This window comes from Streptomyces sp. NPDC037100 (assembly GCF_055606225.1).
Map to the genome: position 1 here is coordinate 602,890 of NZ_JBVJSX010000001.1, position 11,314 is coordinate 614,203.

Genomic DNA, 11,314 nt, shown 5'->3' on the forward strand with positions numbered 1-11,314 from the left:
AGGCCAGCCGCCCGACTCAGCGAGCAGCCTCTCCTGGGCGCCCGGCGCCCGGAGGATGAAGGTTTACGGGGATGTGACGTGTCAGTCGACACGCCGACGGTCAAGGTTACGGGGCCGCGGCCGAAGGGGTCAAACCGAGCCGGACCCGCGGCCTGTGCGACCGGTCACGCCGGTCGCGTCCCGGGCGTACGCGAGGTTCGCGCACGCCCCGGCGGTCGCGTGCCCCGGGGCATACACAAGGTTCGCGCACGCCCCGGGGCAGACGAGGCCGGTCATGACCCGCCGCCTGTGCGACCGGTCACGCCGGTCGCGTCCCGGGGCGTACGCGAGGTTCGCGCACGCCCCGGGGGCAGACGAGGCCGGTCAGCCCTCGTCGGTGGAGGCCGAGACGGAGGCCCCGGCGGACGCCGACTGCTCCGCCGCCACGGTCTTCTTCGACGCGGTCTTCTTGGCGGCGGTCTTGGTGGTCTTCGCCGCCTTCTTGGCCGTCGTCTTCTTGGCCGCGGTCTTCTTCGCCGCGGTCTTCTTCGTGGTGGCGGCCTTCTTCGCCGTGGCCTTCTTGGCCGTCTTGCGGGCCGTCTTCTTGGCGGGGGCCGACTCCTCGGCGGCCTCCTTCGTGGCGGCACCGTCGGACGCGGGCAACCCTGCGGCCTCCTCGGACGCGGGCCCCCCTGCGGCCTCCTCGGACGCGGGCGCTTCCGTGGCCTCCTCGGACGCTGCCGACGGGACGACCACGACGGCCGTCTCCTCGGACGCCGTGGACACCGTGGGCTTGCGCACGGCACGACGCCGCGGACGGGCCGGGGCGGCGTTCCCGGCGGGCGCCTCGGCGACCGGCTCGGCGGCCTCGGGCTGCGCGTCCTGCTCGGGCGCCTCAGCGGCGTCGGCCACCGGGGCGGTCTCGGCGACCGTCACCACGGTCGCCTCGGCCCCGGCCGGGGAACCGGCCGGAGCGGACACCTTGCGGGTGGCCCGACGCCGGGTACGGCCCTTGGGCGCCGCTTCCTCGACCGGAGCGGCCTCAGAAGCCTGAGCCGACTGAGAAGCCTGAGCCGGCTCAGAGGCCTGAGCGGCCGACGGGGCCTGAGCGGCCTCGACCACCGGGTCCTCCACGGCCATCGGCTCGGCCTGCGCCTCGGCGGCCGGCTCCGGCTGCACCGGACGGGCGACCTCCTGCTCGGCGGTCACGTCCTGCGCCGTCGGCACCTCGGCCTCGGCCTGCTCGGCCCTGCCCCTGCCCCGCCGGGTCTTCTCCCTGCCCTGCTCGGCCTTCGGCTCCGCGGCCTCACCGCGCGGCGAGCCCGCCGGAGCCGACGCCCGCCGGCTCGCCCGGCGACGCGACCGCCCACGGCCGGCCGCGGCCTCCGCCTCAGCGGCGCTGCTGTACAGCTCCTCGTCGGGCTCGAAGGACGGCTCGGGCAGCGCGATCGGCTCGGCGGCCTCGGCTCCGACCTCGGCCTCGGTCTCGGCCTCCTGCTCGGCGGTCTCGACGGCCGCCTCGTGCACGTGCGGCTGCTCGGCGGCGCCGGCACGCGCGCGCTTCTTGCGCTTGCCGCCGCCCCCGGGGGCCGTCGGCTGCTCCATGTGCACGATGACACCGCGTCCGTTGCAGTGGACGCAGGTCTCGGAGAAGGACTCCAGCAGCCCCTGCCCGACCCGCTTGCGGGTCATCTGCACGAGCCCCAGCGAGGTCACCTCGGCGACCTGGTGCTTCGTGCGGTCGCGGCCCAGGCACTCCAGCAGGCGCCGCAGCACCAGGTCCCGGTTGGACTCCAGCACCATGTCGATGAAGTCGATGACGATGATGCCGCCGAGGTCCCGCAGCCGCAGCTGACGCACGATCTCCTCGGCCGCCTCCAGGTTGTTCCTGGTGACGGTCTCCTCGAGGTTGCCGCCCTGGCCGGTGAACTTGCCGGTGTTGACGTCGACCACGACCATCGCCTCGGTCCGGTCGATCACCAGCGAGCCGCCGCTGGGCAGCCAGACCTTGCGGTCCAGGGCCTTGGCGAGCTGCTCGTCGATCCGGTACGTGGCGAAGACGTCGACCTCGGAGGTCCACTTCGACAGCCGCTCGGCGAGGTCCGGCGCGACGTGCGAGACGTAGCCGTGGATGGTCGACCACGCCTCGTCACCGCTGACGACGACCTTGGAGAAGTCCTCGTTGAAGATGTCGCGCACGACCCGGACCGTCATGTCCGGCTCGCCGTACAGCAGCGTCGGCGCGTTGCCGTTCTTGGCCTTCTTCTGGATGTCCTCCCACTGCTGCTGCAGCCGCTCGACGTCCCGGCGCAGCTCGTCCTCGCTCGCGCCCTCGGCGGCGGTGCGCACGATGACGCCCGCGTCCTCGGGGACGATCTTCTTGAGGATGGTCTTCAGCCGGGCCCGCTCGGTGTCGGGCAGCTTGCGGCTGATGCCGGTCATGGAGCCCTCGGGCACGTACACGAGGTAGCGGCCCGGGAGGGAGACCTGGCTGGTGAGGCGGGCGCCCTTGTGGCCGATCGGGTCCTTCGTCACCTGGACGAGCACGGACTGGCCGGACTTCAGGGCGGACTCGATGCGCCGCGGCCCGTTGGCCATGCCCAGCGCCTCGAAGTTGACCTCACCGGCGTACAGGACGGCGTTGCGGCCCTTGCCGATGTCGATGAAGGCGGCCTCCATCGACGGCAGCACGTTCTGCACCTTGCCGAGGTAGACGTTGCCGACGTACGAGGTCGACTGCTCCTTGTTGACGTAGTGCTCGACGAGCACGTTGTCCTCGAGGACGCCGATCTGCGTGCGGTCGCCGTGCTGGCGGACGACCATCACGCGCTCGACGGCCTCGCGGCGGGCCAGGAACTCGGCCTCGGTGATGATCGGGACGCGCCGGCGGCCCTGCTCGCGGCCTTCGCGGCGGCGCTGCTTCTTGGCCTCCAGGCGGGTCGAGCCCTTGATGGACTGCACCTCGTCGGACGGCTCTGCCTTGGGGCGGGGCTCGCGGACCTTGACGACCGTGCGCTCGGGGTCGTCGTCCGAGGGCTCGGAGTCGGTGCCGGAGTCACCGGCACGGCGACGGCGGCGACGGCGACGACGGCTGCTGCTGGAGCCGCCCCCGCCGGACTCGTCGCGGTCGGTGGCGTCCTCGGAGTCCTCGTCGTCCTCCTCGGCGCTGTCCTCGGCGTCCTGCGCGGCGGCCGACTCGGACTCGGCGTCCTCGCCGCCCTCACCGTCGGAGTCGGCGGACTCACCACGCCGGCGGCGGCGACCGCCCCGGCGACGGCGGCGGCGCGAGCCGGTGCCCTCGGACTCGTCCTGCTCGTCGCCGTCGGCCTGGTCCTCGGCGGAGTCGTCGGCCTCCTCCGCCTCCTCGGCGGTGGTGTCGGCGGCGGCGGTCTCGGGAGCCTGCGCCTCGGGCTCGTCGCCACCGCTGCGGCGACGGCGGCGGCGACGCGAGCCGCCGCTCTGCTCCTCGCGCTGAGCCTCGGCCGGCGCGGACTCCTCGGCCTCCTGGGGCTCCTCGGCCCCGGCCGCCTCGGCGGCGGCAGCGGCAGCGGCCCGCTCCGGCGTCTGGAACTGGGGCTCGGTGAAGACGGGCGCCTGGAACAGCGCGACGGCGGGCCGCCTCGGACGCGAGGACGACTCGCTCTCGCTGTCGGCCGCATCCGCGGACACCCGAGCGGCGGCCTGAGAGGCCCTCCCGCCCTTGGCGGGCTGGGCGGGCTCGGCGAAGCCGCCGGCGGCCCGGCGCACGACCCGGCGGCGGCGACGCGGACCGGCCCCTTCGACCGACTCGGCCGACTCGGCGGCGGTTTCGGCGCGGACCTCGGCAGCGCGGGCGGGCTCGGCGGCAGCGGTCTCGGAGCCGGTGACCTCGGACGCAGGGGCGGGCTCGGCGGCCGCGGTCTCGGAGCCGGTGACCTCGGACGCAGGGGCGGGCTCGGCGGCGGGGTTCTCGGTCACAGGTGCCTTGGTCTCCTCGGCGTTCCCCTCCACCGCGTCCGCGGCGGAAGGCGCCCCGGCAGGCGCGGACGCCCGCCGCGAGGCACGTCGGCGAGTCCGACGCGGAGCAGCCTCTTCAGCGGCCTCGGCACCTTCGACGGCGCCGTCGGTCACGACCGCCGGCTGGGCGGCCTCGGCCTCGACCGGCGCCTCGGCCGTCTCGGCCGTCTCGGCCGTCTCGGCCGTCTCGGCCGTCTCCGCAGGAGCGGCGGCGGGCGAGGTCACGGTGCGGGTGGCACGACGCCGGGCGCGCCTGGGGGCGGCGTCCTCGGAAACCTCGGCGGGCGCGGCGGCCTCGGCGGGCGCGGCGGCCTCGGACGGCTCGGCCGTCCGGTCGGCGGCGGGGCTGCCGGCGGTCACCGGGACCACGGTCTCGGCGACCGCTGCGGCTTCCGGAGCGCCGGCAGGTGCCGAGGCACGGCGCACGGCGCGACGCCGCTTGGGCGGGGCGGGCGCGGCGGCCTCGTCACTCTCGACGGCCTCCGGAGCCTTGTCCGCCTCGGCAGCGGCTTCCTCGACCTCGTCGGCCTCCACGACGTCGGCCGCGAGGTCCTCGGCCTCAGCGGCCGGTATGGCCGGCGCGACGGTCTCCACCGGCGCGTCGGAGGAGGCACCGGTGGGCGGGCCCGCCGGGCGGGATGCGGCACGGCGCCGCCGGCGGGGCGGCAGGGTGTCGCTGGGGGTGTTCTGTTCGGAGCCCGTGGAGGACTCTGTGGGTTCGGTCGGTTCGAGCATGCGGGCTTGTCTCCCGTCAGGCTCCCGGGCGCCGCGCCTGGCCCGGCGATGCCGGTGACGTCCGCGGCGCGCGCTGTGCGCGTTCGCCGCCGTCCGGGGCGCGGGCGCCGCACGGGAGCTCTCTGTGTCCTGTCTCGCCGGTTCCGTATGCCGAATGCGTACGGCCTGGCGAAAGTCTTCTGGTCGGTACGCTGCCCGACCCAGGTGGCTCCCGAGTCCGAGGGCGGCGCTACGACGTCCGTCCCTACGCGGAACCTTCCTTACGCCGGCGCCGTCGCGGTGGCGGTCGGTTCGGCCGTTGAGTGGGCCTCGACTGCCTCGCGGTCAGGCGCGAGCGGGTCGGTCACCGTGCCGGTCTCTTCATCGAACAGCCCCTGCGCCAGCCTGGTCACCGCTGCGGGGACCGGCGGCGCCAGGTCGGCCACGGCGCGGAGTCCGGACAGGACGTCGTCGGGTCGTACGGCAGGCGTCACGTGCCGAACAACCAGCCGCAGTATCGCACAGGGCTGGTCGGTCGGCCTATCAGCCTGCGAACTGTGCGTTTCCGTGAGGTCGCGGACCTCGAGGCTCGCCACGGCGGCACGGGCGTCGAACGTACGGACGCCGTTCTTGGCCAGCCGCTGGACCTCGACGGTCTCGGCCGCGTTGAAGGCGTCCGCCGCCCGGCGGGCCTCCTCCGGCGCCACTCCGTCCAGCCGGAGCTCCCAGACGGAAGCCGTCAGCCGGTCGGCGAGTCCCGAGGTGCGGGCCTCGACCGCCTCGGTGATGTCGAGCCCGGTGGGCAGCGACTCGTCGAGAAGGGCCCTGAGCTGCTCCGGGTCGCGGGGCGCGGTGAGGGCGATCTCGAGGTACTCCGCCTCACTGCCCGTGCCGGTGGGTGCGGCATTGGCGTACGACACCTTCGGGTGCGGTGTGAAGCCCGCCGAGTAGGCCATCGGCACCTCGGCACGGCGCAACGCACGCTCGAAGGCGCGCTGGAAGTCACGGTGGCTGGTGAACCGGAGGCGGCCGCGCTTGGTGTAACGCAGTCGGATGCGCTGCACCGCGGGTGCGGGCGGCGGGCCTTCGGGCTGTCGCTTGCCCAGTGTCGTTCAGTCCTTCGTGAGAGCGGTCGTACTGCTACCAAGAGTACGTGCCTCGCGTCGTGAAGGTTCCCCGCGGTCGGCGAGCTGCGGCCGGCGCGGCTCGCCGAAGAGCATCCGCCGGAAGTCGGCGCGGGCCTGGCGTACGGATTCCCGGGCGGCGGCCACTGCCTGCCGGGTGGCCCGCCGCACACTGCGGGCGGCCTCGGCGGCGGGCCGCAGGACGGTGTCCCGGACGACGTGCCCGACGGGCGTCAGGACACTGCGGTACACCCACCGCACCGGCTCGACGAAGATCCACCGCAGGAGGGTGCCGAGGAACCGCCCGACGGCCAGCGAGATGTGCCCGGCGACGCGCCAGGCGTGACCGAGGGCGTCCCACACCTCCCGCCCGATGACGGCGAGGACGCGTCCGACCGGCGTGAGGACCCACCGCCAGAGGGCGAGCGCGGGCAGGACGAGCAGGACGCGGGCGATCCAGTAGAGGGCCACGCCGATGCCGGTGACGGCCGTGCTCACCAGCCACACCAGCCCCTTGGCGCACCACGCGACCGCGCGGCCGACGGGCGCGAGCACCCAGGTGTACAGCCACACGGCCGGTACGGCGACGAGGTACTTCGCGAGCCAGGACACGACCGTCCAGACGCCGATGCCGAGCGCGGCCAGTCCACCGCCGAGCCCCTTCAGGACCCACGTCACCGCGTGCCCGACGGGCGTGAGCAGGTACGCGTACACCCAGCCGAGCGCGGCTCCCGCACCCCGCGCGACCCAGCCGATCGCGGCCCCGAAACCCCGGGCGACCCATGCGATCGCGTGCCCCACCGGCGTCAGCACGCAGCGGTACAGCCACACCAGCGGCACGACGACGAGGACGTTGCCGAGCCATCCGAGGGCCTTGCCCACCGGGACGACGACGTAGCGCCACACCCCCACGAACGGCCAGACGAACACCGCACGCCCGAGCCACAGCAGTGCCCGGCCGAGCGGCCGGAGCAGCGTGTCGTTCAGGAACCGCCCGGTGACGACGAGCGCGTCCCACAGCATCCGCACGGGCACGACCAGGACCAGCACGATGATCCGTACGGGAATCCGGATGGCGACGGCGAGGCACCCCTCGGGCGCCTGCGGCTCGCGCGGGACGGGCGGCTCGGCCGGCCGCTTGTGCAGATCGACCCGCGCCTCGGAACCCTCGCGAGAATGCTTCTCCAGATCCATACCGTCGTAGACGCTCTCAGTGCCCCGTCCGGATCCAGCACCGCACAACCCGCCCCGTTCTCCCGCGATTCCGCCACTCGGCCGCAAGATCGTACGGCTCAGACGCGGGCGACCTGCGCCTGCAGCAGCCGGGGCGACTCCTGAAAGCCGCTGCGGGCGTACGCGGGGACGGCTCGCCCACTGGAGTGGACGGTCACGCGTTCCAGCCCGACGAAGTGCCGTACGAGCTTCTCGCGTTCGCCGAGGTCCTCCGAGCCGTGCTCGACGAGCCACTCCCACCGGAGGGCTGCCACGGCCGCGAGTTCGGAAGGCCGGGCAGGACCGATGCCGATGTTCTCCGTCACGGCATCGTCGGGTCCGCCGCTCCGTCCGTCTCCCAGCGCAGCAGATCCCCCGGCTGGCACTCCAGCACCTCGCACAGCGCGGCGAGGGTGGAGAAGCGGACCGCCTTGGCGCGGCCGTTCTTGAGGACCGCCAGGTTGGCCGGGGTGATGCCGACGCGTTCCGCCAGTTCCCCCACCGACATCTTGCGCTTGGCCAGCATCACGTCGATGTCGACGGCGATCGGCATCAGATGACCTCTTCCAGCTCTGCCTGCATCTGGGCCGCCTCGATGTCGCGCGCGACGGCCTGCGCGAGCAGCATCCGCAGCACGAGCACGACCAGCGCGACGCCGAGCACGGCCACCACCACCCCGCACAGCAGAAGGACCACCCCCGGAGCTACGGCCTCGCCCGGCGCGAGCACGACCGCGAGCGCGAAGACCAGCAGGGCGGCCGCCACGAACGCGCCGATCACGATGTGCACATAGCGGAAGGCGGCAGTGGAGAACACCGTCCCGCGGCGCACCATCGTCACCAGCCGCCACACGCAGACCACGACGACCTGGGCCGTCACGATACCCAGGACCGTGATCACGAGGATCGGAGTGCGCAGATACGCGTACTCGGCCCTGAGTCCGTTCATGTCCACGGCCAGCAGCGGCACCATCACCGCCTGCACGAACAACGACCCTGCGAGCAGCACCACGAGCACCCCACGCAACGCCGCCACGGCCAGCTTCCCCATTGCCACCCCTTCGATCGCCTCACGATGGAAATCTATCGAAAGTCGATAGGGTGGGCAAGGGGCTGCCGACAGGCGACCTGCTCGCCCCGGACTCGGTCGCGACGCATCACCAGAGCCGCCGCCGGACCGACGGCTCCCCCAGCACACATTCTGAACTGGGGGAACCTGGCCGGGTCGATCCCCCGGGGGAGCGTCACCAACTCGACCTCCTTAGCGGGTCCCCCTCGGAACGGCCCTCTCACCTCCCGCCTCCTCCCCGCCCGGGACGCGACGCGAGCTTCGTGTTCTTCGTCGCCCCCTTCTTCGGATGAGCCGCGGGAGCGGATCCGGCAATTCATGAAGCCCGCCGAACAGAAGCCACCTGTGCGAGTCAATGCATCGATTGCACGTTCAGGCAAACCACATCAATGTCTCGTTCTTTCCATCCCGCGCCCCGATCGAGAGGTCGCGCCCGTGGCCAGGGGGTGCGTCAGCGGTCCAGCGGTGTGATGGTGGAAAGGTAAGACGCCGCAAGAGAAGACGGTTCTTGAGGAGGCTTGACTGGAGAGGGCGTGCCGGACGACTGCAAGCTGGGCCCCTTTGCGCTCGCGCCGCCTGTCGTCATCATTTCGCCTCCCACGACTTTGACTGAAGCGTCTTCGGCCGGGCCTGGTCGGGCCGAAGACGAACACGCAGGCGAGATGCGTACGACCTCAAGCGGACAGAGACAAAAGCGGAGTGGAATGGAGTCTGTCATGCCCGAAGAACCTGAGCTTCGCGGTACCGTCAGAAAAGTGGGAGAGGAAACGGTTGAGGTCTACAAAATCTCCCTCGACCTCGATGATGCATCACGAGAGAAACTGAAGGCGGACCCTCGCGGGGTCATGAAGCGCTTTCTGGAATCCCAGGGATACACGGTCAACGCCCTGACAATGCCGGATGTGCAGGCCTACGACGATGAGTGGCCCTCGGGATGGCACCACATTCCCAGCGGCCCGGACAAGTCCCACTGGCATCAGATATTCCTATAGACGAAAAACATCAAGCACTGAGGCAATCGCCCTTCGCCATGTCGCGCCCTTCATCGCTTTTCCAGAACGCGGCGCCAAGACGACTGACCGCGCCCCCTCCGGGTCGAAGGGGGCGCAGTGGTCGCGCAGGGCTTCAGCGAGGCTCCGACAGGTTCAGGCCCACGCGTCCTCACTCGCCCCCGCCAAGGCGCCCGTCACACGAACGAGCACGTCACTCACCTCAGTGCTCGTGCCCGCTCGGAGCCGGCGCGGCGTTCTTGACCGTGAGAGGCAGCAGCTTCTTGCCCGTCGGGCCGATCTGGATGCTGGTGTCCATCTGCGGGCAGACCCCGCAGTCGAAGCACGGCGTCCAGCGGCAGTCGTCGACCTCGGTCTCGTCGAGGGCGTCCTGCCAGTCCTCCCAGAGCCAGTCCTTGTCCAGGCCGGAGTCGAGGTGGTCCCAGGGGAGGACCTCCTCGTAGGTGCGCTCGCGGGTGGTGTACCAGTCGACGTCGACGCCGAAGGGGGCCAGTGCCTTGTCGGCACACTGCATCCAGCGGTCGTACGAGAAGTGCTCGCGCCAGCCGTCGAAACGGCCGCCGTCGTCGTAGACCGCGCGGATGACCGCGCCGATGCGGCGGTCTCCCCGGGACAGGAGGCCCTCGACGATGCCGGGCTTGCCGTCGTGGTAGCGGAAGCCGATCGAGCGGCCGTACTTCTTGTCGCCGCGGATCTTGTCCCGCAGCTTCTGCAGCCGGGCGTCCGTCTCCTCCGCGGAGAGCTGCGGGGCCCACTGGAACGGCGTGTGCGGCTTGGGGACGAAGCCGCCGATCGACACCGTGCAGCGGATGTCGTTGGAGCGGGAGACCTCGCGGCCCTTGGCGATGACCTTCGTCGCCATGTCGGCGATCTGGAGAACGTCGTCGTCGGTCTCCGTCGGCAGGCCGCACATGAAGTACAGCTTCACCTGGCGCCAGCCGTTGCCGTAAGCCGTCGCGACCGTGCGGATCAGGTCGTCCTCCGAGACCATCTTGTTGATGACCTTGCGGATGCGTTCCGAGCCGCCCTCGGGGGCGAAGGTGAGGCCCGAGCGGCGGCCGTTCCTGGTCAGCTCGTTGGCCAGGTCGATGTTGAAGGCGTCCACGCGGGTGGAGGGGAGCGACAGGCCGATCTTGTCGTCCTCGTAGCGGTCGGCGAGGCCCTTGGCGATGTCGCCGATCTCCGTGTGGTCGGCGGAGGACAGGGACAGCAGGCCGACCTCCTCGAAGCCCGTCGCCTTCAGGCCCTTCTCCACCATGTCGCCGATGCCCGTGATGGACCGCTCGCGCACCGGGCGCGTGATCATGCCGGCCTGGCAGAAGCGGCAGCCGCGGGTGCAGCCGCGGAAGATCTCCACCGACATGCGCTCGTGGACCGTCTCGGCCAACGGGACCAGCGGCTGCTTGGGGTAGGGCCACTCGTCGAGGTCCATGACGGTGTGCTTGGAGACCCGCCACGGGACCCCGCTGCGCTTCGGCACGACACGGGCGATCCGGCCGTCCGGCAGGTACTCGACGTCGTAGAAGCCGGGCACGTACACCCCGCCGGTCTTCGCGAGACGGAAGAGGAGTTCCTCGCGGCCGCCGGGGCGGCCCTCCGCCTTCCAGGCGCGGACGATCGCGGTGATCTCCAGGACCGCCTGCTCGCCGTCGCCGATCACGGCGCAGTCGATGAAGTCGGCGATCGGCTCGGGGTTGAACGCCGCGTGGCCGCCGGCCAGGACGATCGGGTCGTCCAGACCACGGTCCTTGGACTCCAGCGGGATGCCGGCCAGGTCTAGGGCGGCCAGCATGTTCGTGTAGCCCAGCTCCGTGGAGAAGGACAGGCCGAACACGTCGAAGGCCTTCACCGGCCGGTGGCTGTCCACCGTGAACTGCGGGACGTGGTGCTCCCGCATGAGCTCCTCGAGGTCCGGCCACACGCTGTAGGTGCGCTCGGCGAGGACGCCCTGCTGCTCGTTGAGCACCTCGTAGAGGATCATGACGCCCTGGTTGGGAAGACCGACCTCGTAGGCGTCCGGGTACATGAGCGCCCAGCGGACGTCACAGGAGTCCCAGTCCTTGACCGTGGAGTTGAGCTCTCCGCCGACGTACTGGATCGGCTTCTGCACATGCGGGAGCAGAGCTTCGAGCTGCGGGAAGACCGACGCAGCGACTTCGGCAGGCATGTCGCGCACCTTCGTGAGCTGGACTGAACTGACAGGGGTTGACC

At 71.8% G+C, this 11,314-nt stretch carries 8 protein-coding genes; 1 reads left to right on the top strand and 7 read right to left on the bottom strand.

Annotated features, from left to right (window positions below):
- Positions 1-363: 363 nt before the first annotated feature.
- The 6 genes from ACZ7EG_RS02760 to ACZ7EG_RS02785 form a co-directional block, all read right to left on the bottom strand.
- Entirely contained in the window at positions 364-4,710 is a 4,347-nt protein-coding gene (locus tag ACZ7EG_RS02760) for an Rne/Rng family ribonuclease (protein ID WP_471071215.1), read from the bottom strand.
- A 260-nt stretch (positions 4,711-4,970) separates the two neighbouring features.
- Entirely contained in the window at positions 4,971-5,753 is a 783-nt protein-coding gene (locus tag ACZ7EG_RS02765; protein WP_471071218.1) for a TIGR03936 family radical SAM-associated protein, read from the bottom strand.
- A gap of 48 nt (positions 5,754-5,801) precedes the next feature.
- Complete coding sequence (locus ACZ7EG_RS02770) at positions 5,802-7,007, bottom strand: hypothetical protein (RefSeq protein ID WP_471071221.1); 1,206 nt, start codon at positions 7,005-7,007, stop codon at positions 5,802-5,804.
- A gap of 98 nt (positions 7,008-7,105) precedes the next feature.
- Positions 7,106-7,351, bottom strand: a complete 246-nt coding sequence (locus ACZ7EG_RS02775) for a hypothetical protein (protein WP_471071224.1) — start codon at positions 7,349-7,351, stop codon at positions 7,106-7,108.
- Positions 7,348-7,578 carry a helix-turn-helix domain-containing protein gene (locus ACZ7EG_RS02780; protein WP_104780597.1) on the bottom strand — a complete coding sequence of 77 codons (231 nt, stop codon included), beginning with the start codon at positions 7,576-7,578 and terminating at the stop codon, positions 7,348-7,350. The genes ACZ7EG_RS02775 and ACZ7EG_RS02780 overlap by 4 nt, the downstream gene beginning before the upstream one ends.
- A complete protein-coding gene (locus tag ACZ7EG_RS02785; protein ID WP_471071228.1) occupies positions 7,578-8,075 on the bottom strand; it encodes a DUF2975 domain-containing protein in 498 nt (165 codons plus the stop codon). Before ACZ7EG_RS02785 ends, ACZ7EG_RS02780 begins: the two co-directional genes overlap by 1 nt.
- Before the next feature lie 734 nt (positions 8,076-8,809).
- Here ACZ7EG_RS02785 and ACZ7EG_RS02790 point away from each other — a divergent pair.
- Positions 8,810-9,085: a hypothetical protein gene (locus ACZ7EG_RS02790; protein ID WP_471071231.1), complete on the top strand. Its 276-nt coding sequence runs from the start codon at positions 8,810-8,812 to the stop codon at positions 9,083-9,085.
- 220 nt (positions 9,086-9,305) lie between these two features.
- On the opposite strand, the gene ACZ7EG_RS02795 is transcribed toward ACZ7EG_RS02790, so the two are convergent.
- A complete protein-coding gene (locus tag ACZ7EG_RS02795) occupies positions 9,306-11,270 on the bottom strand; it encodes a TIGR03960 family B12-binding radical SAM protein (protein WP_471071236.1) in 1,965 nt (654 codons plus the stop codon).
- Between the last annotated feature and the right edge of the window lie 44 nt (positions 11,271-11,314).